The following is a 25,226-nucleotide window of genomic DNA, read 5'->3' on the forward strand; positions in this document are numbered from 1 at the left end:
AAAATAGAGCTCTATGTATGTTATGATGGTAAATAAAGGCTCCTTTTAATCATCAGGTTAACGTTAATTGGTGAAAAAGATGCCAAATTAAACTGATTCAATACTTTCGCGCTAAGTGGGAAGTGATTAAATGTATCCATCGATGAACCAATTAAAAATACATACCCTGCCTGTTACATATGACAACTGGCTAACTCTGATTGAGAAGCCGGCAGGTGAGCGGCCGCTTTTTAACAAGGAAGGAACCGCTTTGCATATTGGCCAGGTCATTGCCCGTTTTCTGGGCATTCAGCTTGATGGAGACGAATACTATAATCAGTTATTCGATTATGTCCATCAGAACGGCCTGATTCTTTTGAGCGATGCTACACTCGATAAAACGATAGATAATGCCCATTTTCAATCCATCCAGAAGTTGATCAATATCCATAAGGAGCAAAGTCTATCCATCAATCGGTTTGTTGCATTTCTTGATGGCGAGAAGCTGATCATATCGTCCGGCAATTCACTTATACATCGGAAAATCAGAGAAGCAGCCATCGATTTGCTGGAACTTTTCACCCGTGAGGAAGAAGGCGGGCTAAATAGCCCTGAGCTCAGAAGAGTGCTTGTCGATGTAATCAAATGGTCCTTCAATCACCTTCAAGCTCCTCTAAAGGATGCAAACCCGGAGAACAAAATGCCAGCATTCCTTTGGTATGGGGATTTTAAGAAAAGCCATCAATACCTCCTATATTTCATTTCAAGAATTGGCTGTGATATTGTGGCTTTCGTACCGGAAGGCAATGATGCCTTCTCGCTCGCGGACCCTAATAAAGAGCAATCCTTTGTCCATGTTTTTCCTGAAACCAGGCCTTCAGAGCCATTCCCAGCAGAAAGACGCAAACGAACTGCAACTGTCGCCTACAGAGCTTCGCGGGAAATCGAGACGATTCTAAACCATGAAGGTTCAGGTCTTTATAAGCCCTGGCAGCTAAGAGATTATGAGCCAGCATCAATCACACTGAAAACAACTTATGATGAATTGTTTCTTCTCGCAAAGGAAAAAGCGATGATCCGGCCTAATTTTGAAGTGAAGAATGGTACTGTCCGGATTCCGGCATTGTTTTCAAAAATCAATGGGGTGAGCAGGAACCGCCGCGAATATTGGGATCGCCTCCACACATTGATGAACCTGGAGAATGTGACTTTAATAAGAAGCTTCCCGTTTTCATCTGGTGCCAACAGTGATTTTCGCTTTCATTATCGTAATGCCCTCGATAAGGATGGGCTGCTCGATCCTGAGAAAATCGCCGGGACTCATTATTGGAAATATAAACATTTGCCGACCGGGCTTCAGAAAGGGCTTGCAGCCGCTATCCGGAACCTGTGCATAAGCCCGAAACTTAAGCCTCAGCTGCGGGAAAATGAAGAAGAGCTAAGGATTTATCTTTTTACTCAGGCGATGCAGGTTCCTGAAAATATCTTGAAGATGCTCCAAAGGTTCGACTATTCTCAGGATGTCCCGAAGCTCGTCTTATACAATAATGAGTTAAACGGTACGATGACAAGATCTGACGCTGCATTGCTTCTATTGCTTAATCAGCTGGGGATTGACCTGATCATTTACAATCCTCCAGGCCACAATGATATTGAAAATTTCATTGATGAAAGCGCCTTTGATGCTCACTGGCTCGAGGATGTTGTCTTTGAACAGGAATTCAGGGAACCATCAATAATCAAGAAGGTTATTTTTCAAGGTATATTAAAAAATTTAAGGGGAGATTGACTTGATGAATCCAACTCAAAATCAAGATGTCAGCCTAGTAACAGCTAATCCTGAAGATAAATTGTCTGAAGCTACGGTATCTGACCTGAAGCTTGCTCTTCGGAATGAGCCAGAGGTCCAGAATCTGGCTCGGAGCATTGATGAGCGTGACCAGATTCAAATCCTTGAATTTGGTAAAGAACCAGCTGTGGAAATTTCCCGATTTTCAGACCAGATTCTTGGCAACATGAGGACAACCAAGGTGGAAGACTCTGGAGAGCTTTTGAAGCAGCTTGGTAAAATTATGGATCGATTCGATAAAAAGGATTTCGAGAAAACGTCCGGGGGCTTGCTTGGCAAGCTGTTCAAGAAGAGCGAGAAGCTTGTTGAAAAGCTTTTCGGCAAATATCAGACCATGGGCAGGGAGATTGACAATGTCTACGTAGAAATCTCAAAGTATCAGAGTGAGATGGTCGAATCTACTAACATGCTTGAACGCATGTATGAACAAAACTATCAATTTTACCTGACTCTTGAGAAGTATGTTGTCGCTGGTGAACTGAAGCTGAACGAACTGAAATCCAGCCAATTGCCCCAGCTGGAGGCAAAGGCGGCTTCTGGTGACCAGATGGCATCCATGCAGCTGGACACTTTGCGCAATGCAATCGAGCTTCTTGAGCAAAGGATCTATGATCTTGAAATGGCCAAGATGGTTGCTCTGCAGACTGCGCCGCAAATCAGGCTGCTCCAGCGGGGGAATACAAAACTGATTGGCAAGATCAACTCAGCTTTTGTTACAACTATTCCTATTTTCAAGAATGGGTTGATCCAGGCAGTTGCCGCAAAAAGACAAAAGCTTGTGGCGGATTCAATGAATGAGCTTGACCGCCGTACAAATGAGATGCTGGTCAGGAATGCGCAGAACATCTCAAGCCAGAGTGTGGATATTGCCCGTCTTTCTGGTGCACCAAGCATCAAAATTGAAACGATTGAAGAAAGCTGGAATATCATCATGAAGGGCATGCAGGAAACAAAGTCCATTGAGGAAGAAAATAAGCGCCTTAGAGAAGAAGGTACAAAACGTTTATTGCAGCTTCAGGAAAACTTTAAAAAAGCGAAACAGCAATAAAATGGCTTGCCAGCTCATTTTATTTATAAATCTACTAAAATTCTTTTAAGAGGTGAAGGTAATGGCAATTAACTTACAAAAAGGCCAGCGTGTTGATTTAACAAAAGGAAATCCGGGACTTTCAAGAATAATGGTTGGCTTAGGCTGGGATGAAGTCCAGAAAGGCGGAGGAGGCGGCCTGTTTGGCGGATTGTTCGGAGGTGGAGGAGGAGCAAATGTCGACTGTGATGCCTCTGTTATCATGCTTGGTGCAAACGATAAATTGCAAAATAACAATGATGTCATTTACTTTGGCAACCTGAAAAGCAAGGATGGAAGTGTAACTCATTCTGGCGACAACCTGACTGGGGCGGGAGCTGGAGATGACGAGCAAGTGTTCGTAGAATTAGGCAAGGTTCCTGGCCATATTGAAAAGCTTGTATTCGTGGTTAATATCTATGATGCTGTTAAACGCAAGCAGCACTTTGGCATGATTCGCAATGCGTTTATCCGTGTTGTGAACCCATCGAATAACCAGGAATTAATTCACTATAACCTTAGTGACGATTACAGCGGAAAGACAAGCCTTATTGTCGGGGAAATTTACCGCCACGGAAATGAGTGGAAGTTCGGTGCAGTCGGCACAGGAACGAATGCTTCTGGATTAAGTGAAGTTGTCCGTTCTTATACTTAATAACTATACTTTTTACAAAATTGCTAAAGAATTGAGGGGGAAAGGAAATGGGAATCAACCTGTCGAAAGGGCAACGGATTGATCTGACTAAAACAAACCCAGGTTTAACGAGAGTAATCGTAGGTCTTGGATGGGATACAAATCGCTATACCGGCGGCAGCAGCTTTGATCTTGATGCCTCCGCATTTCTGGCAGATGAAAATGGAAAGTGCAGGCAGGATTCTGACTTCATTTTTTACAACCAGCTCCAGCATCCTAGCGGCGGTGTGGAACATACAGGTGACAACCGGACTGGAGAAGGAGATGGGGACGATGAGCAGGTCCTGATCGACTTCTCAAAAGTGCCTTCTCATGTACAGCGGATTGCCATCGCGGTCACCATCCATGATGCAGAGGAACGCAGGCAGAACTTTGGACAGGTTTCAAATGCTTTTGCACGCGTCGTGAATGAAGACAATGGGCAGGAAATACTACGCTTTGACCTTGGCGAGGATTTTTCAGTTGAAACAGCTGTAGTCATTTGTGAATTATATCGCCACAACGCTGAGTGGAAGTTCAATGCTGTTGGCAGCGGATTTTCAGGAGGCCTTGCAGCTCTTTGCCGCAATTTTGGACTTGACGTTTAATCAGATTTACCTAACCCCATCCTTCTCTGGATGGGTTTTTTTTCAATAATCCGGACTCACGGGAAATTAAACAATGAGCAGCGGAAACATTTTGTGTTGCAATTTTATTGAAGTCTAAAGGATAAACGATTGAAGACTTTCTATCAGCGCCTCCAGCGAATGCCTTCCTGAAATTCTCAGTCTGTAAAAAGCCGCCATATGTTATAATTTTAATAGCTTGATATATTATAAAGTACCCCAGCTTTTTACCCACATAATCCCAACTGCTTCTATGCGTTAACATCTAGAAAGGGAGTCAATCAATGCGGAAAATTGCACAGGTTTTCATTGTAATTATGCTCTCCTTTACCCTGCTTGGCAGTTCCAATGCCAACATGGATGGCATCTTGCTGGATGAATTTCCTAAACAATCAATTCTATATAATTCGCTAAGTCCCGAATCTATCAAATTGGCGGGACAGCTGGTTGTTCTGCCAGAAGATGAATTTGACCAGCAGGAGGCTGCCGCAATTATCTCTAGGCTTGCCCTGCTGCCTGATACTATGCTGAAGAAAGCTGTTGGAAACAATATCACTGTTAAATTATTTGAAGGGAATCTGACAGATAACCCTTCTGCTCGCCACCTGAAAGGTGTCGTTCCACGGGGGTATACAACTGACCGTACATGGGACCAGGTTCCGGGAATCGGAGGGGCGAGGACCGTCCTTGTGAAGATTGGGAGCAGCGAGAAAGGGAAGGGACATGGCTCAGTCAATCTGGAATTGCATGAGCTGGCTCATTCGCTAGACCGTCATGTATATGGAGGGATAAGGGAAGAAGCAAGTTTTCTGGAAATCTGGCGGAAGGAAAGCAGGGTGTTATTTCCAGGGAGAGCCTATTTTCTGGATTATCCTGAAGAATATTTTGCGGAAACCTTTGCGATGTTCTATATCGGTGGAATTCCTGCCCAGCTGCTGAAGGAAGCTGCGCCTCAAACCTATCATTATATCGAAAAACTGAGATAATAATAAAAAGCTGTATGAGAGTTGTCTCATGCAGCTTTTTCAATTTGCTGCAATCACTATTGGCGATAAAATTATTTCCTATTGTTCTCTCCCACTCGAACAAAAAAGATATATCTGCTAAAATAAAAGGAATTAAGTTGTACGAAAGGCAGGGTAATTCATGAAACAGTATCTAGAGCTTTGTGAACATGTATTGGAAACCGGGGTAAAAAAAGAGGATCGGACAGGCACCGGTACAATCAGTACATTTGGTTATCAAATGCGTTTTAATCTCCAGGATGGATTTCCTTTGCTTACCACCAAGAAACTTCATGTTAAATCGATCATCCATGAGCTTCTCTGGTTTTTGAATGGAGATACAAATGTAAAATACCTACAGGACAATGGTGTGCGCATCTGGAATGAATGGGCGGATGAGAATGGGAACCTGGGACCTGTTTATGGACATCAGTGGCGTTCGTGGACAGGTGCTGATGGACAGACAGTTGACCAGATATCTGAATTGATTGATACCATTAAAAATAACCCGGATTCACGGCGAATGATTGTCAATGCCTGGAATGTCGGAGAAATAAGCAAAATGGCCCTTCCGCCTTGCCATTGCATGTTCCAATTCTATGTTGCAGATGGCAAACTTTCCTGTCAGCTTTATCAGCGTTCTGCTGATGTCTTTCTTGGAGTTCCGTTCAATATAGCGTCATATGCTCTTCTTGCCATGATGATTGCACAGGTTTGTGATCTTGAGCCAGGTGATTTCGTTCACACCTTCGGAGATACCCATATTTACACAAACCATATTGAACAGGTCAAACTCCAGCTGACACGTGAGCCAAAGCCGCTTCCGCAGATGAAAATCAATCCTGAAGTAAAATCAATCTTTGATTTTAAATATGAGGATTTCGAATTAGTCAATTATGAAGCGCATCCACATATTAAAGGGGTTGTGAGTGTATGATATCACTTATTTGGGCAATGGATGAAAACCGTGTGATTGGGCATCACAACCAGCTTCCATGGCGATTGCCTGAGGATTTGAAATTTTTCAAGCGTGTCACAATGGGACACCCAATTGTAATGGGCAGGAAAACATTTGAATCAATTGGAAAGCCCTTGCCAGGCAGAGAGAATATCGTCATTACCCGTGACCAGAACTTTAATCCTGATGGCTGTAAAGTAATGAATTCAATGGACGAATTCTTTGAATTTGCAGCTCTTCCTGATCATGAGGTATTTGTGATCGGGGGGGCGGAAATATTCAAAGAGGTCCTGCCAAAAGCAGACAAGCTATATTTAACAATGATTCATGAACAATTTGAAGGAGACACCTTCTTCCCTGTTTTCGATATAGATAAATGGCAGCTGGAATCCAGGGAGCAGGGCTTGAAAGATGAGAAAAACCCTTATGATTATGAGTTTTTGGTCTTTAAGCGTAAGTAATCCTTTCTGAAACAGCTCTTTATTCAAGGGCTGTTTTTTAATGTTTATTTTACGAAATTATGTAGTTTTGGCTGACCATTTCCTATATAATGGCTACAGAAATGCATGAGGAGGATACAATGCTTCGACTGATATCATGTTTTTTGTACATGGGTGGCTACCTTGTATGGAGTTTGCCTAAGCTTTCAAGATTGAAAAAACTGCCGGCAGACATGCCGCTTGATCAAAAGAACCTGATCAGGCATGAAACGCCTAAGCACTGGTCACGGACGTTTATGGCTTTAACCGGATCCGAAGTCGAGGTCACGGGGGTTCACCATATCCCGGAAGGGCCAGTTCTTTTTGCCAGCAATCACGAAGGGAATTTTGATATACCTGTCCTGATAGGTGCAATTGATAAACCCTTCGGTTTCATCGCCAAAATTGAAACGAAAAAGGTACCGATCCTGAGATCCTGGATGGAAATGATCAACTGCGTTTTCCTGGACAGGAGTAATCGCGAAAAGGCTGCAATGTCAATCCTGAACGGGGCTGAGTTATTAAAAAAGGGACATTCACTTGTGATTTTCCCTGAGGGTACCCGCAGTAAGGGCGGGCCAATAGGCCTTTTCAAAGCTGGAGGCTTCCGTCTTGCAGTGGAATCCGGAGTGCCCATTGTCCCTGTTTCGATCGAAGGAACCGCAGATGTGTTTGAGAAAAATGGCAGGCTGGTCAAACCAGCTAGGATCAAACTCACAATCTGCCCACCAGTCTACAACAAAGACTATAAAGATAAGGATTTAATCAACATTGCCGGAAATGTACGGGATATAATTATCGATGCCCGAAAGGAAAAGCGGATTGCATCCTAAACACAACGAAGAGAACCCCTGCCATGTGCAAGGGTTCTCTTCGTAATGGGATGTAAGCCCATTGATAGTACGGAATGAGTCCTTTGATAAAAGAATGATTATTCGAATCTAGCAAGACTCTCCATCATCTGGGTAAATTCAGCCGGGGTGCAAAAATCATCGGCCCTCAGGTTGGCTCTTATCCATTCGACCATTTCTCCAGCGCTGTTAAAATACTCTCCACTAGTATCGCTTTTGCGGATCATATAACGACCATTATCTTCATCGACCGTAACTTCTACTGGCAAGGCCCCATCAAAACTGTTCAATGAGAATTCCATTCACGATTCCCTCCAACAAATTTTCCTTATTATATGTTCATTTACAGCCATTCTATTCAAAAAGCAATGATAAGATTTTAAATATTAAAAAAATTACCTCGAAAATTTTAGAGATTGTGATATAATGGACAAATTAATATTTTTGGTGGAGGGTGATAATATGGAACATGAGACATTAAAGAAAAAATGGGTGAATGTAGAGGATATTTTAATCGCTTATCGGCATCTTAAAGAAATTGTTGCCCATACACCATTGCAATTGAATAATCGCTTATCCGAAAAATATGGGGCAGAAGTTTATTTGAAAAGGGAAGACCTTCAGTATGTCAGGTCATTTAAACTGAGAGGTGCGTATTATGCCTTGAAGCTGTTATGGGAGGACGGCCTGCAGAGTGGCGTAGTCTGTGCCAGTGCAGGCAATCATGCTCAAGGTGTTGCATACGCATGCAGGCAGCTTGGCGTAAGCGGTAAAATCTATATGCCGGCGACTACTCCTGGACAAAAGGTAAAACAAGTAGAAATGTTTGGCCGTGATTTTGTAGAAATCATCCTGACAGGTGATACATTTGATGATTCCTACCGGGAAGCCCGTGCTTGCGCTGAGAGAGAAGGCAGGGAATTCATTCATCCGTTTGATGATGAGAGAGTGATTGCAGGCCAGGGCACCGTTGCGGTTGAAATATTAAACGACTGCCAGGAGTCTGTAGATTATGTAGTTGCCAGCATCGGCGGAGGCGGTTTGATGGCTGGTTTGAGCACATACATAAAAAGTGTTTCACCTGCAACAAAGCTGGTTGGGGCAGAACCGGGCGGAGCGGCGTCGATGATGGCTGCCTTTGATCATGGTGAATCGATATCTTTAGAGGAAATTGAGACATTTGTTGATGGCGCAGCCGTTAAATGTGTCGGCAATAAGACGTTTGAAATTTGCAGGGAGCATGTTGATCAGCTTGTCCAGGTCCCTGAAGGAAAGGTTTGCACATCCATCCTGGAGCTGTATAATGAACATGCCATAGTCACAGAACCAGCAGGAGCACTGCCGATCGCGGCGCTTGACCTTATCAGGGAACAGATCAGGGGAAAGGTTGTTGTCTGTGTCGTAAGCGGCGGAAATAATGATATCAGCAGGATGCAGGAGATAAAGGAGCGCTCCCTCCTCCATGAAGGCCTTCTTCATTATTTTATCGTCAATTTCCCACAGCGTGCTGGAGCGCTCAGAGAGTTCCTGGATGATGTATTGGGACCAGGGGATGATATCACTAGATTCGAGTATACCAAGAAAAACAATAAAGAAAGCGGGCCAGCGCTAGTGGGAATTGAACTGAAGGATAAAAAGGACTATTCCCGTCTGATTGAGAGCATGGACAGGAAAGGGTTTACCTTCATGGAATTAAATAAAGATAATCAGCTGTTTAATTTATTGGTATAATATTAATAATAGATAATTAAGGAAAGATAATATAAAATAAGAAATGTCACAAACGAATAAGTTTTGTCAGCCTTTGTGAATTTCTTATGAACTTTCACGGCTTTCCGCCAATTCGGGGAGTTAAAGTACTATAATCATAGTAGATTTACAAAAATAAAAAGGAGATGTTGATATGTTATCAAACATCGGTGTTCCAGGATTAATTTTGATCCTGGTTTTGGCGCTTATTATATTCGGCCCAAAGAAGCTGCCTGAAATTGGCCGCGCATTTGGCCAGACACTTCGTGAATTCAAAAAATCAACACGTGAATTGACCAGTGATGTTATGGAAGAGTTCGAAGACGAAAAAAAGGAAATTACAAAAGTCACTAAATAAGGGTGTAAGATGCTTTTGTCTTACACCTTTTTTATTCAGGCAGTATCGCACTGGATTTCTAATGCTACAAATGGAATTGGCAGGGGATTGGTATGGAAGATAAAGAATTAAACCTCGTGGAGCACCTTGATGAACTCAGAAAAAGGCTGATCATATCTGTAATAGCCTTTATTGTATTTTTCGGGATAGGTTTTGCCTACGTTGAAGAAATTTATAGTTATTTTGTAAAGGACCTTGATGTAAAGCTGATCGTTTTAGGTCCGAGTGATATTATCTGGATTTATTTCATGCTGGCGACCATCATTGCGATCGCGGGAACCATTCCCGTCCTTGCATTGCAAATATGGCTCTTTGTAAAACCGGCGCTGCGGCCGATCGAACGAAAAATTTCGCTCTCCTATATACCAGCATTATTTATCCTGTTCATTGTCGGACTGGCATTTGGCTATTTTGTCATCTTCCCGACAGTCCTGAACTTCCTGGTAGAATTGAGCGGTGATATGCTGGTAACGAACTTTACTGCAGACAGGTATTTCAAGTTCATCATGCATATGACGATTCCGTTTGGCATATTGTTTGAGCTTCCTGTTGTTGTCATGTTCCTGACTTCTCTAGGTGTCATAAACCCATATGTACTGGTGAAAATCCGTAAGTATGCCTACTTTGTCCTTGTTGTCATTTCAGTTGTCATATCACCGCCTGATTTCATGTCGGATATCATTGTCACAATTCCGCTCTTGCTTTTATACGAAATCAGCATCAATTTATCCAAGGTGGTCTATAAACGCAAGCTTAAGAAAGAAAGCGAATGGCAGGAACAATATGGTGATCTGGAAGAAGAGAATAGTGAAGGTTCTAAATTATAAAGACTGTCAGATTCATTCTGACAGTTTTTTTTTGGTACAAAATCCTGGTTTGCTATTGTTTATTTCTTGATATTGCTACATTTATTGTACGGAACAGGCATAGGGTGAAACAAAGATTTAGGCTATTGGGATATGGAACTAAAAAAGCAGATGTTTAAATAACTCGGCAGGAATGATCCGGGTGTATGAAATCGCTTTAAGGGAAGAGATTTTGCAGCTTGTTCAGGAGGACGCTGCAACCGAGGGATATCCAAAATCGAGAGCATTGAGCTGCTGGTTGGGCAGCTTAGCAATGCCATGCCTGAACCCTTAATGATGGCTTTTGATATCTATAAGCACCAAAACCAGGGTGCCATTGCTGAATATGCAACGCTTTCGATTTAGATTGAATTGGGGGAAGCAGAGTGTGTTGTTTGCGGAAACATATGCACCTGAAGAAAGGATACCCTTTTGCCCTGACTGCAATCTTTCATCAGGAAAAATTATATCGGGTGAAACCCTTCAGGTTTTATCCTATCAAGAGTGAGTCCGATGAAAATTCTGCTGAGAACCGACGTATTGGCCAATAACAATATTGCAGCTGAGTATAACCGGAACCTTCTTGATGCTTCGCATACCCTGGTGCTCAATTTGATGAGCTCTCCTGGTGCTGGCAAAACCTCTATATTGGAAGAAACAAACAGGCACTTGTCCAAGCAATACTAGATAGCTGTTATTCAGGGAGACTTGGCAACTCAGAAGGATGCTGACAGGATCTGATGTCTTGGTGCCCAGGCTATTCAAATCAATACGCATGGAGGATGCCATCTGAATGCCAGGATGATTGCGGCTGTCTTGCCTGAGTCGAGCTAAGTGTAATCGATGTATTGTTCATTGAAAATGCAGACAACCATGTGTGCCCGGCTGGATATCACCTTGGCCAGCAGCATAAGGTTGCCGTGTTGAGCGTTCATGAAGGGAATGACAAGATACCTAAATATCCTTCGATGTTTCTCAGGATTGAATTGGTGCTCTTGAATAAGGTCGATTTGCTTCTGTACCTCGAATTTGACCTGGATGAAGCCGTAAATGAATCCTCTCTATCTAGCAAATGAAGGGAAGGCTGTCTTGATTGTTTCAGAAAGGGGCGAAGAAAGGATCATGAGCCAATTAAGAGCATTTCCTGAAGGTCATGAAGCAGCTGTTATCGGCAAGGTGACCAGTACTCAAAGGGGGCGTCTTCTGCTCGAAACGCCTCTTGGGGCAAAAGCCGATTTTAACGTGAAAAAGCCATGTTGTTACTAAGTTAGCAAGGTCTTTTCTCATAATAAGTGGTAAGTTTGGGAAGAAACTTGAGTAATTCAATCTTATTTTGTAGTCAATAGCAACTAAGTTTGAGAAAATAGCCTAAATTAAAGATAATTGCTGCTAAAAGAAGAAAACCGAGGGAATGGAAAAAATATTTTTTTATCCGCGGAAACAGACACATTTCGACCAGCAATTGGGGTATAATATAATCAAACGGGTATAAAAGAGGATTGATATTTTGCTATTCAAAAGCCTAGAGTTCAAAAATGTTGTTGGACAGAAGGTTAAAGTCGTGGATATTCCTGTACTGGAGGAAGATAGCCCATATTATTTTATGATCCAGGTCCGTTTGCAAACTTTTATTACAGCGATTTATCGGGAACGAAGCGCAAAAAAATTCTACTCGTATAAGGATTATTTAAAGCGAGTCATGAAATGGCCTGACTATGAACAATTATTCAAGTCTGCCGAACTGAAAAATAATGCATAAAGTTTTCTTTTTGAAGCGCCTGAGAGGCGCTTTTATTTTTTTATTGTCCTTGCCAATGTCGTATGATAATTTTTTGATTCTGTGGTAAAGATGGTATATCCTGCTGTTTTGAAAAAATACTGACCAATACCAATTCACTGACGGAAAAACTGAATTTAATTACTTTATATTAGACTCTCATTACAGTTCGGAAGCGAAAAACAGGTTTGAAGTGTAATTAAGGATGACCTCAATACAGTTGGGAAGTAATAAGACGGTTCGAAGTGTATTGAGCGATGATCTCAATACAGTTCGCAAGTAATTAAACGATTTGAAGTGTAATGAGGGATGATCTCATTACAGTTCGGAAGTAATAAAACGATTGAAGTGTCATGGCATCGCTCTCTATGTGATAGATAAAAGGGAAAACGCGAGTAACAGTATTAATATTTTTAAAATGATATTAGGAAGATGTATAATGATGGTAGGTTTTTGATAGGGAAGTGAATTTTATGACTAAAATTAAGATTGTTACTGATTCCACTTGTGACCTGGATGATGACATCATTAAGCAGTTGGGGATTATTGTGGTCCCATTATCTATTTCCATTGACGGTGAAAACTTTTTAGACAGGGTGGACATTACACCGAAGGAATTTATCGAAAAAATGAAAGCATCTGCTGAATTGCCAAAAAGCTCGCAGCCTCCTGCAGGGGAGTTCCTGAAAATTTATGATGAGCTTGGCAGTCAGGGATATGAAGTGATTTCCATCCATATGACTGGAGGGATGAGTGGAACGGTCCGTTCTGCGGAAAGTGCCGCTCAAATGACCAGTGCAAAAGTATCCATTGTCGATTCGCGGTTCATTTCCAAAGGACTGGCTTTCCAAGTACTGGAGGCTGCAAAGATGGCAGCTGAAGGAAAAGGATCAGAAGAAATTCTTTCAAGACTGGACAAGGTACGGGAACAAACACGTTTGTTCGTAGTCGTCGATACTTTAGAGAATTTAGTAAAAGGCGGGCGCATTGGAAAAGGACGGGCGATGATTGGATCGCTTCTAAATATCAAGCCGATTGCATCGCTTGAAGGCGGAGAGTATACACCTGTTTCGAAGGCAAGAAGCCATTCACAGGTTGTGAAATACTTGAAAAACCAATTTGCGGAAGATGTTAAAGGAAAGACGATAAAAGGGGTCGGCCTTGTGCATGCCGAAGGCCTTGATCTGGCAAACAAGCTTAAGACGGCCATTCAGGAGCAGACTGGCTACAGCGATATACAAATTAGAGATACGACTCCAATCATCAGTACACATACTGGCGTCGGTGCCATCGGGTTTATGTATTATTTCGAATAACTTTTTTAATCCAAAGTCTTTTGACTTTGGATATTTTTTATCTCCGAGCATGGGGAATTCCAACTGCATCTTCACAGCAAGGCAGTTATAAGTTACTTTGCTAGTTTAATACAGGTGAACGAGGAGGAAACAAGACTAATAATCACTTTAGCTGTAGCAACCAATGGCCACAACTGCGAAGAATGCAAAGACTAGTGAGAGTAGTAAAAAGATTCAATTAGGAGAAAGGCTACATTAAAACCTATGAAAATGGGTAACCGCGTCATGGGAACAAAATTTGTCGTGGAATTCTTTAAGTTAGCTCTCCTTCTTTCTAATCCCTTCCATGTAAACGGTGAAAAATTCACACAAAAATTAAGCTGATTACGCAATTAAGAATTTACCTTAATAAAACACGAAACATGCCCTCATCCTATTATTTGGTTGAGGCTTTTTTATTGTCGCTTAATATATAGATGTTGCTATATCATCCCAAATTGTCTCTTTATAAAGTTGATTTAAGGTATTTCGTTCTTAAATGAATGCTATTTTCGCAAAGATTGTTGCCTTCATTATCCTGCTTTAACAATTTACTTAAAAACTCTAACACTTTTGGGAAAAGCAAGAAATCGGTAAATTTAAGTCGATAAAAAGTCGATTTCAGCAAGCAGTAAACAGGATTCTGGGAGGTTTCGTCGAATAACTTCAAAAACACCATTTTGTGCGGATCGGAATGTGACCATGGAGCCATGAAGCTAAATAGCGAATACAATCCATTGTTTAAAAAAATTATGCTGTTCTCCTTCCTGATCACTGTTACTGTAGTAGTGACTATTTTTGGAAGCAGCTATTACCTTCAGCTAAGGCAGCTGAAAACGCAAATAACGGACAGGGTAGAAGGAGTGGCCGGTCTCTGGTCCTCAACCCTATCTGCGGACGATGTGGCCAAAGCTGAAGAATTCAGGGATGCTTCCCATCCAGCGAGTGCACGCCTGGAGAGGCTGCTCGGTATGGTTAGTGACAATAATGCCTCTTTCCTGGGAGCATATATTGTCCTGCCAGATTTATATTTTGAAAATAAAGTATACATATTATCTGCCTCTGATTTTTACGAAGGCTATTCCTTTCATTCCCAAATGTATTATGATGCGGGACCAGAGTTTTTAAAAGCTTTTAAAAATGCAAGGGACAATAAGGTAATATCCAGCACAGGAATTTATCGAGATCAATTTGGTTCTTGGATAACTGCATTTGCACCTATTAAAGATGATAATGGGAAACTGGTAGCAATACTGGGCATTGACTCACAGGCATCTGTCATCAAAACTAATCAAGCTGAAATATTAAAAATTCTCCTTTTGGAAATGGCCGTTACGATCATAGCTGTCTACCTTATTTTAAGCAGAGGTCTTAAAAGGGTTTTAAAGCCTGTGGATGATTTGTTTTTTGGCATAAAGGAAATCAGTGCCGGCAATTTCAATGTCCGGCTCCCTGTCTATGACCGGTCAGAACTCAGTTTATTATCTTACCGCTTTAATGAAATGGCGGACCAGCTGTCACAGCTGTTTGAACGTGTATCGGCAGCTTCTAAGCAGCTGGGGAATAGGTCAGAAAAGGGGAGCGATTCCCTTCTCCTCGAAGAAGTAATTAATACCATGGAGGATATTTTCGAACGAACAAAACTGCAGCAAGAACTTCAGCGTGCCGAAAAGATGAATGCGATAGGTCAGCTTGCTGCTTCTGTAGCCCACGAAATAAGAAATCCAATGACGGTCGTTAAAGGATTCCTTCAGATATTTCTTACTAAGAATCTTACTGAGGAAGAGCATATGTATATCAAGCTCATGATTGATGAATTGAATCGCGCAGAAACGATTATAAATGACTACTTAAGCCTTGCAAAACCTGATATCGGCAAGCTGGAGGTCATTGACGGCAGGGACATGGCAGAGAAGGTAATGGATTTAATGGCTTCCTATGCGATGATGTCAAAAAACATATCTCTGCATATAGAAGTCAAAGAAGATGTACAGATTAAGGGGAATAAAAATGAGCTGAAGCAGGTCCTGATCAATATCCTGAAAAATGGCATTGAAGCAATGAAGGACGGAGGCTGGCTGAGCCTGACTCTTGAAAGGCGAGGTTCTTATGGTGTCTTTATCATTGCGGATACCGGGATTGGGATGACTGACGAAGAACTAGCCAGGCTGGGCACTGCCTTTTATTCATTGAAGGAACGGGGAACTGGCATGGGATTGATGGTATGTTATCAAATTGTGGAGAGAATGAAAGGACAGATTAATGTTAGAAGCAAGAAAGGTGAAGGCACCACTTTTGAAATAATGATTCCCACATGCGAAGACAGGCCTGAATAAATTCAGGTCTGTTATTTTATTGCCATTTTTTACGGCAGGCTAAATATAAATAGTATGGGGGGTGCCGGAATGGTAAAGAAGGTTTTGTTTTTCAGTGACTTCGGGATCGATGATAATATTGCGATTGTATATGCCTTTTTCAATAAAGAACTGCAAATCGTTGGAGTAGTAGCCGATTATGGCAATGTCTCCAAGCAGGATGCCATGCGGAATGCTGCTTATATTCAACAGCTTACAGGAATTAAGGATGTACCTGTTTTTGCAGGAGCAGAGCTGCCCCTGACCGGGATGATCCCAGAGTACGTGCCGGATGTCCATGGAGAAGAAGGGTTGGGACCGATTATCCCGGACATTGATGTAGATGTTTTTATAGAGAATTTTCATGGCATTAAAGACATTATTGAGAAGAATCCGGATGATATTATCATCGTTAACGTTGGAAGGCTTTCTTCACTGGCGGCGGCATTCATTCTCTATCCGGGAACAATGAAGAAAGTGAAAGAATTCTTCATCATGGGCGGGTCGTTCAACGAACCGGGGAATGTTACTCCGGTGGCAGAAGCCAATTTTCATGGTGACCCCTATGCAGCCAATATTGTCTTGAACCAGGCTGCCGGCAAGGTGAAAATCATCCCTCTTAATGTGACGAGCGGCGCGCTTGTCACCCCGGCCATCATCAATGAGCTGGATGCTTATTATAAGTCGGTCGGGAGTGAAATAGGAAAGCTCGTTAAGCCCATGTTCGATTATTATTATAAATTTTATAAATCGAGGAACCCTCAGCTGACCGGTGCCCCGCTTCATGATGTGCTTACTCTATGGGCTGTGCTGAATGAAGACCATATGGTTTACAGGGATATTCCAGTTAAAATCGTCATCAATATCGGGGAGGCTTTTGGCCAGAGCATTGGGGATTTCAGGAACATGATTGACAAGGCAGAATATCCAATTAATAAAGTAGCAATTAACTTTAATTATACAGATTTTATCAGTGATTTTTACCGGACCATGAAAAATTCACATAGTTCTCCTGAGGCGGAGCGTTAATTTATAGAATTCGTAAACCTTTCTCTTTCTTCTATTAAACTGGTCTGCTAGAATGATTGTGGACAGAAATAGAGGATGCAGGTGATTAGATGAAAAAAGGCATGGGATTCTTATTTTTAGCAGCAGTTGTCCTATTTGCTGCCGGTTGTGGAGGCGGCGGTTTGAAGGATGCGCTGGATTATCCAATTGAGGATTTTACCTATACTGACGAGGATGGTCAAGCCTTCAGTAAAGCAGATTTAAAGGGAAAAGTATGGGTTGCAGACTTTGTATTTACGAACTGTGCCGATGTTTGCCCGCCTATGACTGCGAACATGGCTAAACTTCAGGATATGATGAAAAAGGAAGGGATAAAAGATGTTGAAATTGTCTCATTCAGTGTAGACCCTGCGGTTGATCAACCTGAAGTACTGAAAGACTATGGAAAGAAATTCAATGTCGATTTCAATAATTGGTCTTTCCTGACTGGATATTCACAGGAAGAAATCGAGACATTTGCAAGAGAGAGTTTCAAAGCTCTGGTGAAAAAACCTGAAAGTGGTGATCAGGTCATCCATGGGACAGATTTTTATTTAGTGGACCAGGACGGCGTGATGAGAAAAACATATTCAGGGTTTAAAGAAGTACCGTTTGAACAAATTATTAAAGATATAAAAACATTGCAGTAGTGGCCACTTTTGTGGCCATTTTTTCATGTATTCCTGTGTGCCTTACAATAGGATGGAATGATGGTAAATGGTATAATGATGTTAATTTTAAAGGCAGGTGAAGAACAATGAAAAGAAAACTCACCTTACTTTACATCTGTCTGGTATTGATTCTTTCCGCGTGCAGCCAGTTTGACAAGATCCTGGAAGGGAATATGAATAAGGGGAAGGATTCGGGAATTGGGCTTAAGGATGCTATTCCGTCCTCTTTTTTTCCTAAAGAAATACACATTGTGGCTGCAGGAGACTCTCTGACCCAGGGGGTTGGTGACAGTACAGAGTCTGGAGGCTATATCCCTTATTTATCTAAACGGCTCGAAGATGAAAAAACCATAAGGAATGCAAATGTCGAAAACTTTGGTGTAAGGGGAAATCGTGCTGACCAGCTGCTTGCCAGGCTCCGCAGCAAGCAACTGCAAACTTCACTCGGGGAAGCCGATTTAATCCTTCTAACCATTGGCGGAAATGACTTGATGAAGGTGGTTAAAGAAAACTTCTCCAGCCTTGGGGTGGAACAATTCAGGTTTGAGCAGCAAGTTTTCAAAAAAAGGCTGGAAGAAATATTCAAAACGATCCGGGATCAAAATCCTTCAGCACCAATTGTATTGATAGGCCTGTACAATCCATTTTACAACTGGTTTGCCGATGTTGAGGAAATGAACCAGATAGTAGATGAGTGGAATGGGCAGAGTCAAACCATTGTGTTAAATGATGGCAACGCATACTTCGTCGATATCCACGACATTTTCCTGAATAATGAAGAAAACCTGCTGTTCACGGATTATTTCCATCCAAATGACAGGGGTTATGAGTTGATTGCCAACAGGGTTTTCGAAATTCTTGAGGATGATGTAATCAAGACACTGGGTCAATGATTGCCACTAGTAAAGGATAGGAGCTTCATATTTTATGAAAAACAAGTGGAAACTGGCATTTATTGTTTTGTTAGGCCTTTTAATTTTAATCATGCTGTATTTATTCTTCATGGTGACGGCTCCAGGGGAGAAATCGAAAATGGAGCCCGTGAATAATGCTTCAGAACAAGAAGATGTTGCATTCAAGGTAGCGACAAACAAGAGGGACCTCAACAGGGTCATCAATCATTATATTGAGGAAGAAGGAAAGAACAGCCAATTTGATTATCAGGTCTTGCTGACAGATGAGGTAGAGCTGTATGGTACTCTCCCGCTGTTCAGCCAGGAGCTGGAGTTAAGGCTGACATTTGAACCAAAGGCCTTGGAGAATGGAGATTTAATCCTAAATCAAAAGTCTATTTCTGTTGGAAAGCTTAAGCTCCCTGTATCGACAGTGCTGAAATTTGTCCGTGACAGCTATAGCCTTCCGGCAGCAGTCAACATTCAGCCAGAAGAGGAAAGAGTATATGTTTCCATGCAAAGGCTAAAACTGAAAAGTGATATTAAAGTAAGGGTAAATGAATTTGATTTAAAAAAGGACCATATCAGATTCACATTATTTGTACCAGCGGATTAGACACTTCCTCAAGGGAGTGTCTTTTTGTAAGTTGAGCTCGAAATATGAAGATTTTAACTTAATACATAGTGAATGAGTTATTTTAACGACGTGAAAAAAGAAAAAGGCCGGATTACCGGCCAGCAATACTCAGCCCTGTATTAATAAAACTTCAATCGGCGGTTCACCTTTCGCTGTTCCTACTGCAACAATTGAATAAGCGTTATTCGGTTCAAGCTTTACTTCGGGGATCGTCAACACTGTATTCTTGGTACCGGCAACTCTTGCTTCAAGCGTAACAGTCATCGGCATCAGTCCCAAATACGTTGTTGCCTGTTTGTATGAGACGTTAGGAAAAATGGTATCTCCATTTTGCGCGACAATATCTACAGCAGGGGCATCGGGAGAAAGGTGGATGAAACGTGCTTTCGTTTCACCTACTGGTGTGTAGGGATGGTCTTCAAACATAAGCAATTGCAGCTTAGACGCCGGTCCTGCAGCCACCGCAGTATAGATTCTCCCTGGCTCGAGGGTGATCTTTTTGCTTATGACTGTTGTCGATGAAGTTCCGGCAGGATAAATGTCTACCTGGTATTTCCCAGGCTGAAGCTGCATATGGCTGCTATTGTTCTTATAGTCAAAATCCCGAAGTACACGGCTGCCATTGATATAAATATCAATGGTTTTTACATCTGGAGAAGCGTGCAAAAATCGCAGCTTTGCAGGAGCGGATTCTCTTTGGATTCCTGGCAATGGTGTAGTGCTCATCATTTGTACCGCTTTTTTCATATTTCTTAGGTGCTTATAGTAATACATGACATGCATGTTTGGATCCAGGTATTTATAGTAATCGGCTAATAATGAATATACCGCTGCTTTGTGAAAATATTCATCTGCTGATCTGGAACGGCTCATACCCCTCACTCCTATTTTAGTAAATTTCTTCAATAAATTATGCTGGTTGGGCATGTCATGTGATGGTATTGAAAAATAGAGGAAGTCAGGGAAGGCGCGAAAAAAGTTTCAGGAAAAACACTTTACAACAGGTATGTTTTTCCATATACTAAAACTAACTAATTGAGAGGCAGGTGGAGTGCAATGAGAAAATTAATTGCTGGATTAAAGCTGACTGTTACTGATTGCACGGCCCACTAACCTAAGCGGAACAATCGACGTATGTCTTTTTCCTAATGCTTATGAACCACGGGCCGTGTGTGCCTGTGGTTTTTTATATTTCAGTATGATGGAGGAAAAGACATTGATTAAAAATTTGAATGAAATTGGTTTAACCGATGATATAAGGAATAGCTTTGAAGAATATCAAGAAAAAGGATTTAAATTAGGCAGAATTGCGCTTGAGCATAAGCATATGTACAGGGTATGGATGGAAGATGGTGAATATCTGTGCACTCTTGCCGGCAGATTGGCATTTGCTGCAATGACTCGTGAAGACCTGCCGGCTGTAGGGGATTGGGTGGCGGTGAAGGCGTCTCCAGGTGAAATGAAAGGAGCAATCCATCATATCCTGCCGAGGAAGAGCAAGTTTTCCCGTAAATCAGCCGGAACTGTGACAGAAGAACAGATTGTTGCAGCCAATGTTGATACAATCTTTATTGTGAACTCACTTAATGATGACCTGAATCTTCGCAGAATAGAACGATACCTGCTGTTATCCTGGGAGAGCGGTGCCAATCCCGTCATTATTTTAAGCAAGGCAGACCTTACGACCGAACTTGATGAAAAGATGAAACAGGTATCCGCTATAGCACTGGGTGTACTGGTATTTGCAATCAGTGTCCTGAATGAAATTGGTACAGCGGAGCTCCAAAGTTATCTTGCCCCTGGTAAAACGGTAGCGCTAATCGGCTCATCAGGTGTCGGAAAATCCAGCCTTGTAAACCATCTTACAGGATACCAAAAACAGTCGGTCCAGGAGATAAGAGTTACCGATGATAAAGGGAAGCATACTACCACTCACAGGGAAATGGTCCTTCTCCCAGGCGGGGCGATCCTGATTGACACTCCGGGTATGCGGGAGGTTCAACTCTGGCAAAGCGATGAAGGCATGAGTGAAAGCTTTGCAGATGTGGAGGCGGCAGCTGCAGCTTGCAGATTCCGGGATTGTCAGCATAATAATGAGCCTGGATGTGCGGTCAGAGCAGCTATTGACGAAGGGCGGCTTGACGAAGATAGGTTCAACAGTTACAGAAAACTCCTTAAAGAGCTGGCTTATATTGACAGAAAAGTTGATAAAAAAGCCCAGGCTGAGGAAAAGCGCCATTGGAAGAGCATCAATAAAGAAAACCGGCAAAAAACTAAATTCAGATCATCGTGAATCCCGGCCTCTTCATTTGAAGAGGCTTTATTTTTTATTAGGATGCTCTGTTAAATAAGGCTGTTGAATTACGTTACAGGCGCTGCCGTTTCCTCTTAAGAATTATGAAAAAAGGATGAACTTAGTCAAAATAAAAATTGTCAGCAGGCAAAGTAAGTCGACATACCTTTAACCATCGCACTTCCCTTGCTAAAGTTCTAAGTGGTACAGCTGAGGTTTATCGATGTGTTTTTTGCTTTAAAAGTAATACAATAGGGAATAAGTATGAAAGAAGCTTTATGAGTTCATATGAAGGAGCCAAAAAGGAGAGTGTACGACATGGGTGAAGAAAATTTCGAGCTTGCTACTTTCGCCGGAGGCTGCTTCTGGTGCATGGTCAAGCCGTTTGATGAACAGCCGGGTATTGTCAGTGTTGTATCAGGTTATACAGGAGGCACTACTGAGAACCCTACATATGAAGAAGTTTGCACAGACACAACGGGACATTATGAAGCAGTGCAAATTGCCTTTGACCCTGCAATATATCCTTATAACAAGCTATTGGAGCTGTTCTGGCAGCAGATAGATCCTACTGATGCGGGAGGGCAATTTTATGACCGTGGCCAGTCTTATCAGACGGCTATTTTCTATCACAATGAAGAACAGCGCAAACTAGCCGAAGCTTCCAGGAAGGTGCTTGATGAAAGCGGCCGATTCCCGAAGCCGATTGTCACAGAAATTTTGCCTGCCAAGAAATTTTATCCCGCTGAAACCTATCATCAGGGCTTTTACAAAAAAAATCCAGAACGATATAATGCCTACCATAAAGGTTCCGGCAGGGAAGCATTCATTAAAAGGCACTGGGAGGATAAACGATGAAGAAGGATTTAGAGGAATTAAAGCAGAGACTTACTCCAATGCAATTTGAAGTAACTCAAAATAATGGGACTGAACCGCCATTCCGGAATGAGTACTGGAATGATCTGCGTGAGGGCATTTATGTAGATATTGTATCAGGCAAGCCTTTATTCAGTTCACGGGATAAATATGATGCTGGCTGCGGCTGGCCAAGCTTCACGAAACCAATCGAAGATAAAGAAATCATTGAAAAACAGGATTTCAGCCATTTTATGGTAAGAACTGAAGTCAGAAGCAAATCGGGAGACTCCCATCTTGGCCATGTGTTTGATGATGGTCCAGGTGAAAATGGATTAAGATATTGCATTAACTCTGCAGCACTTAGATTTGTCCCAAAGGAAAAATTAGAAGAAGAAGGATACGGAGAATATCTCAAGCTTTTCAACGACCAAGAATAGTCATTTAAGGAAGGATGATCATCATGTTTAAAAAATTATTCGGCAAAAAAGAGGAGCCTGTCAAGACAATCCAGTTAATGTCCCCGCTGAGTGGTACAGCTGTGGATCTTTCATCGGTCCCAGACCCTGTCTTTTCAGAAAAAATGATGGGCGATGGAATCGCAATCCAGCCAGATGAGGGTATAGTTGTATCACCGGTTGATGGGGAAATCATGCAGGTATTCCCAACAAAGCATGCTGTAGGAATCAGGGCAAACAACGGTGCTGAAATCCTGATACACATTGGTTTGGAAACAGTCTCCTTAAAAGGGGAAGGATTTGAAACCCATGTAAAGCAAGGTGATATGGTGAAGGCTGGAGACAAGCTGGTTACTTTTGACTTGGCTGTCATCAGTGAAAAAGCCAAGAGTACAGTAACACCGCTGATCATTACAAATACAGACCAGGCTTCGGAGTTGAAAAAGTTAACACAAGGCAAGGTGGCACGCGGCACGACACCTGTCCTGGAAGTAACATTCAACTAAATATCAGGCCAATCTTTTCATAACAAAACAGCCACTGAAAAATCAGTGGCTGTTTTGTTTATGCGGACTTTCTGCATTTTTTGACGTCATGCCCCCTGACAGGATGAACTTCATTGCATCCTCCGGCTTAACATCAATGATTTCTATATCTTCTTTTGGAATCAGGAAGGTAAAACCTGCTACCTGAAACGTCTGCGGCACATAAACTGCAATATGTTCAGCCAAAGGTTCATAAAATGAATCCAGATTCTCTGTAGTAATAAAACCAAGGCTCTTCATATTCGTACCAGGAATCGTAACAAGGGCGACCTTGGAAAATGATTTCTTTTCGCCAAGGAAAGAGTGGACCGTATCCTTTATGACAGAATAGATTGTTTTGACAAACGGGATTTTTTCCAAAAGCCTGTCGATTAATTTGATAATGCTTCCAGTGATGAAGCGGGTTGATAGCCAGCCTAAAACCGTAATCAGGACAAGGGTAGTGAGCAGTCCCACGCCAGGTATATAACGTTCCTGTAAATATGGTCTTAGCACATTTCCCAGCAGGCTATCCAAAAACATGAATGTTTTATAAATTACATAGACAACTAAAATGATCGGGACGATCGTAAGAATCCCATTCATGAAATTTTTTAATAAACTTTTCATTCCTGCTCCCCCAAATTTTTATATGAAAGTAACATACCTTTTCCATATCAGTATTTCAATAAAAAAATCCCCGAGTTAGTTATCTTTCTCTTTTGCCACGATGATTGACGAGATTTGGAGAAGGGATTTCCGTGATGTGTTCCTTGCAGAAACGTCTTTTATCATTTCAAAACGTACAACATGCGGTCTGTCTTCAAGGCCGCTGGTTATATATAAATGCCGTTCGCGGACAAACGGCCACCATGTTGACATGGTTGTCATATATTCCCCGTCTATATAGACTTTCATCATTCCGCCCATTTCGCTTCTGGTAACATTAATACCAAGTATCGGACCTTGAAATTCGTATTCGAGATAATTGCCAGGGCTTCTTCCAACATAAGATCCATTTTCGAGCCTGAATCCATTATTGACAGAGATGGATTTTTGTTCAGCAAGAAAGTAAGGTTCCCTGCTGGTCAATGGTTTTGGAAAATTGGCAACTTCAGCCCCGTTCTCAACCTGATCAGCAATCAGGTTAAAGGCTGCATTCGCGTAAAGACGATATCCTTTCCCATTTGGATGGATCATATCAGCTGTTAACTGTTCTGTAAGCATGCCAGATTCTTTGAAGGGGATTCTCATATCCAGATATTTGGCTGCATAATGAACAGAAATCCGTTTAATTTCTTCAGCGAATTCCTCCTGTTTTAAAGGGCTTTCTATTATGGTGATAATTTCAGCATCCCGATAGGTGTCCTTTGCATCTCTAATCAATTTTTCATAAAAATTTGCAAATTGATCAGCTTCCATATACTTTCGATCATTTTCACCAAAGACAATGAAAATCAGATCTATGTCCCTCGGTTTCGGCGCGTGTTGCAGCTTGTAGATCCCCTCAAATGCAGTTGAACCGCTCTGGACGACCATATTCCTCCGGCCTTTTGACCCTGAATAGTCCTTAATAAGGCTTTCTAGCTGATTGAACCACCGGGACTGCTTTTTTTCGGCCCCTGCACCTCTGCCGATGCTGTCTCCGATAATTAAGTAGTTATATGGTTTGCCTTCCGCGATTTTCTCATAGATAGTCAGATCTTTAGACAAATAATGCTCTGCTTGCATGAACATTATGTAAAAGAAAGCTGTCAAACAAATCATACCCAGGATTTTTTTCGTTATTTTCATGCTGAATAATTCCTCCAAAAACTGGTGCATAACACATATGTACCTTATTTCGGCTGCAAATAAAAGTACTTTAATATTTATTTTGATACTCTGTAAATTTAAAAAAATGGGCA

General features: G+C 41.8%; 28 protein-coding genes and 1 pseudogene. 24 read left to right on the top strand and 5 right to left on the bottom strand.

All coding sequences use genetic code 11. The annotated features are described in order from the left end of the window. Positions 1–130: 130 nt before the first annotated feature. The 4 genes from AC3EBE_RS17325 to AC3EBE_RS17340 all read left to right on the top strand — a co-directional run bounded on the left by AC3EBE_RS17325 (position 131) and on the right by AC3EBE_RS17340 (position 4,175). A complete protein-coding gene (locus AC3EBE_RS17325; RefSeq protein ID WP_488596298.1) occupies positions 131–1,768 on the top strand; it encodes a YceG family protein in 1,638 nt (545 codons plus the stop codon). A gap of 4 nt (positions 1,769–1,772) precedes the next feature. Further along, positions 1,773–2,876, top strand: coding sequence for a toxic anion resistance protein (locus tag AC3EBE_RS17330; RefSeq protein WP_488596397.1), 1,104 nt, complete (start codon positions 1,773–1,775; stop codon positions 2,874–2,876). Between the two features lie 61 nt (positions 2,877–2,937). Next, positions 2,938–3,549, top strand: coding sequence for a TerD family protein (locus tag AC3EBE_RS17335; protein WP_488596299.1), 612 nt, complete (start codon positions 2,938–2,940; stop codon positions 3,547–3,549). Between the two features lie 47 nt (positions 3,550–3,596). Continuing rightward, positions 3,597–4,175: a TerD family protein gene (locus AC3EBE_RS17340; RefSeq protein ID WP_488596300.1), complete on the top strand. Its 579-nt coding sequence runs from the start codon at positions 3,597–3,599 to the stop codon at positions 4,173–4,175. A gap of 10 nt (positions 4,176–4,185) precedes the next feature. Here the strand turns inward: AC3EBE_RS17340 and AC3EBE_RS17345 are convergent, their stop codons facing one another. Next, on the bottom strand, positions 4,186–4,428 hold the full coding sequence (locus AC3EBE_RS17345; RefSeq protein WP_488596301.1) for a hypothetical protein: 243 nt from the start codon (positions 4,426–4,428) through the stop codon (positions 4,186–4,188). Between the two features lie 49 nt (positions 4,429–4,477). On the opposite strand from AC3EBE_RS17345, the gene AC3EBE_RS17350 reads away from it, so the two are divergent. From AC3EBE_RS17350 to AC3EBE_RS17365, 4 genes are all read left to right on the top strand, one after another. Then, positions 4,478–5,179 carry an anthrax toxin lethal factor-related metalloendopeptidase gene (locus AC3EBE_RS17350; RefSeq protein ID WP_488596302.1) on the top strand — a complete coding sequence of 234 codons (702 nt, stop codon included), beginning with the start codon at positions 4,478–4,480 and terminating at the stop codon, positions 5,177–5,179. 160 nt (positions 5,180–5,339) lie between these two features. Then, on the top strand, positions 5,340–6,134 hold the full coding sequence (locus tag AC3EBE_RS17355; RefSeq protein WP_488596303.1) for a thymidylate synthase: 795 nt from the start codon (positions 5,340–5,342) through the stop codon (positions 6,132–6,134). Continuing rightward, positions 6,131–6,616, top strand: a complete 486-nt coding sequence (locus AC3EBE_RS17360) for a dihydrofolate reductase (RefSeq protein ID WP_488596304.1) — start codon at positions 6,131–6,133, stop codon at positions 6,614–6,616. The genes AC3EBE_RS17355 and AC3EBE_RS17360 overlap by 4 nt, the downstream gene beginning before the upstream one ends. A 119-nt stretch (positions 6,617–6,735) precedes the next feature. After that, positions 6,736–7,467, top strand: a complete 732-nt coding sequence (locus AC3EBE_RS17365; RefSeq protein ID WP_488596305.1) for a lysophospholipid acyltransferase family protein — start codon at positions 6,736–6,738, stop codon at positions 7,465–7,467. 98 nt (positions 7,468–7,565) lie between these two features. Here the strand turns inward: AC3EBE_RS17365 and AC3EBE_RS17370 are convergent, their stop codons facing one another. Beyond that, positions 7,566–7,787 (bottom strand): hypothetical protein, encoded by a 222-nt coding sequence (locus AC3EBE_RS17370; protein WP_488596306.1) that lies wholly within the window; start codon positions 7,785–7,787, stop codon positions 7,566–7,568. Positions 7,788–7,947: 160 nt separating this feature from the next. Here AC3EBE_RS17370 and ilvA point away from each other — a divergent pair, with 160 nt between their 5' ends. From ilvA to AC3EBE_RS17430, 12 genes and pseudogenes are all read left to right on the top strand, one after another. Further along, a complete protein-coding gene (gene ilvA, locus AC3EBE_RS17375) occupies positions 7,948–9,216 on the top strand; it encodes a threonine ammonia-lyase IlvA (RefSeq protein ID WP_488596307.1) in 1,269 nt (422 codons plus the stop codon). Positions 9,217–9,388: 172 nt separating this feature from the next. Then, the gene (locus tag AC3EBE_RS17380; protein ID WP_079509461.1) at positions 9,389–9,592 is read left to right on the top strand and encodes a twin-arginine translocase TatA/TatE family subunit; all 204 of its coding nucleotides are present in this window, start codon (positions 9,389–9,391) and stop codon (positions 9,590–9,592) included. Positions 9,593–9,684: 92 nt separating this feature from the next. Then, positions 9,685–10,458, top strand: coding sequence for a twin-arginine translocase subunit TatC (gene tatC / locus AC3EBE_RS17385; RefSeq protein WP_488596308.1), 774 nt, complete (start codon positions 9,685–9,687; stop codon positions 10,456–10,458). Positions 10,459–10,989: 531 nt separating this feature from the next. Beyond that, positions 10,990–11,531, top strand: a pseudogene (gene hypB, locus AC3EBE_RS17390) (hydrogenase nickel incorporation protein HypB); the annotation flags it as partial. After that, entirely contained in the window at positions 11,527–11,742 is a 216-nt protein-coding gene (locus AC3EBE_RS17395) for an AIR synthase-related protein (RefSeq protein WP_488596309.1), read from the top strand. The pseudogene hypB and the gene AC3EBE_RS17395, both read left to right, overlap by 5 nt. A gap of 241 nt (positions 11,743–11,983) precedes the next feature. Next, positions 11,984–12,235, top strand: a complete 252-nt coding sequence (locus AC3EBE_RS17400; protein ID WP_488596310.1) for a DUF2535 family protein — start codon at positions 11,984–11,986, stop codon at positions 12,233–12,235. A gap of 491 nt (positions 12,236–12,726) precedes the next feature. Then, complete coding sequence (locus AC3EBE_RS17405; RefSeq protein WP_488596311.1) at positions 12,727–13,569, top strand: DegV family protein; 843 nt, start codon at positions 12,727–12,729, stop codon at positions 13,567–13,569. Positions 13,570–14,297: 728 nt separating this feature from the next. Continuing rightward, positions 14,298–15,923 carry an ATP-binding protein gene (locus AC3EBE_RS17410; RefSeq protein WP_488596312.1) on the top strand — a complete coding sequence of 542 codons (1,626 nt, stop codon included), beginning with the start codon at positions 14,298–14,300 and terminating at the stop codon, positions 15,921–15,923. A gap of 69 nt (positions 15,924–15,992) precedes the next feature. Next, positions 15,993–16,970 carry a nucleoside hydrolase gene (locus AC3EBE_RS17415; RefSeq protein WP_488596313.1) on the top strand — a complete coding sequence of 326 codons (978 nt, stop codon included), beginning with the start codon at positions 15,993–15,995 and terminating at the stop codon, positions 16,968–16,970. 89 nt (positions 16,971–17,059) lie between these two features. After that, complete coding sequence (locus AC3EBE_RS17420) at positions 17,060–17,638, top strand: SCO family protein (RefSeq protein ID WP_488596314.1); 579 nt, start codon at positions 17,060–17,062, stop codon at positions 17,636–17,638. A gap of 107 nt (positions 17,639–17,745) precedes the next feature. After that, a complete protein-coding gene (locus tag AC3EBE_RS17425) occupies positions 17,746–18,552 on the top strand; it encodes an SGNH/GDSL hydrolase family protein (protein ID WP_488596315.1) in 807 nt (268 codons plus the stop codon). 34 nt (positions 18,553–18,586) lie between these two features. Continuing rightward, positions 18,587–19,168: a YpmS family protein gene (locus tag AC3EBE_RS17430; protein ID WP_488596316.1), complete on the top strand. Its 582-nt coding sequence runs from the start codon at positions 18,587–18,589 to the stop codon at positions 19,166–19,168. A gap of 129 nt (positions 19,169–19,297) precedes the next feature. On the opposite strand, the gene AC3EBE_RS17435 is transcribed toward AC3EBE_RS17430, so the two are convergent. Then, positions 19,298–20,062 (bottom strand): DUF4397 domain-containing protein, encoded by a 765-nt coding sequence (locus tag AC3EBE_RS17435; RefSeq protein WP_488596317.1) that lies wholly within the window; start codon positions 20,060–20,062, stop codon positions 19,298–19,300. A gap of 328 nt (positions 20,063–20,390) precedes the next feature. Between AC3EBE_RS17435 and rsgA the strand changes: the two genes are divergently transcribed. The 4 genes from rsgA to AC3EBE_RS17455 all read left to right on the top strand — a co-directional run bounded on the left by rsgA (position 20,391) and on the right by AC3EBE_RS17455 (position 23,301). Beyond that, positions 20,391–21,482: a ribosome small subunit-dependent GTPase A gene (gene rsgA / locus AC3EBE_RS17440; RefSeq protein WP_488596398.1), complete on the top strand. Its 1,092-nt coding sequence runs from the start codon at positions 20,391–20,393 to the stop codon at positions 21,480–21,482. Positions 21,483–21,800: 318 nt separating this feature from the next. Next, positions 21,801–22,340, top strand: a complete 540-nt coding sequence (msrA, locus tag AC3EBE_RS17445) for a peptide-methionine (S)-S-oxide reductase MsrA (protein ID WP_488596318.1) — start codon at positions 21,801–21,803, stop codon at positions 22,338–22,340. Beyond that, a complete protein-coding gene (gene msrB / locus AC3EBE_RS17450; RefSeq protein WP_488596319.1) occupies positions 22,337–22,777 on the top strand; it encodes a peptide-methionine (R)-S-oxide reductase MsrB in 441 nt (146 codons plus the stop codon). The genes msrA and msrB overlap by 4 nt, the downstream gene beginning before the upstream one ends. 23 nt (positions 22,778–22,800) lie before the next feature. After that, positions 22,801–23,301 carry a PTS sugar transporter subunit IIA gene (locus AC3EBE_RS17455; RefSeq protein ID WP_488596320.1) on the top strand — a complete coding sequence of 167 codons (501 nt, stop codon included), beginning with the start codon at positions 22,801–22,803 and terminating at the stop codon, positions 23,299–23,301. Between the two features lie 42 nt (positions 23,302–23,343). On the opposite strand, the gene AC3EBE_RS17460 is transcribed toward AC3EBE_RS17455, so the two are convergent. Next, positions 23,344–23,949: a DUF502 domain-containing protein gene (locus tag AC3EBE_RS17460; protein WP_488596321.1), complete on the bottom strand. Its 606-nt coding sequence runs from the start codon at positions 23,947–23,949 to the stop codon at positions 23,344–23,346. Positions 23,950–24,024: 75 nt separating this feature from the next. Further along, positions 24,025–25,113 (bottom strand): SGNH/GDSL hydrolase family protein, encoded by a 1,089-nt coding sequence (locus tag AC3EBE_RS17465; protein WP_488596322.1) that lies wholly within the window; start codon positions 25,111–25,113, stop codon positions 24,025–24,027. Between the last annotated feature and the right edge of the window lie 113 nt (positions 25,114–25,226).

The organism is Mesobacillus sp. (assembly GCF_057785455.1).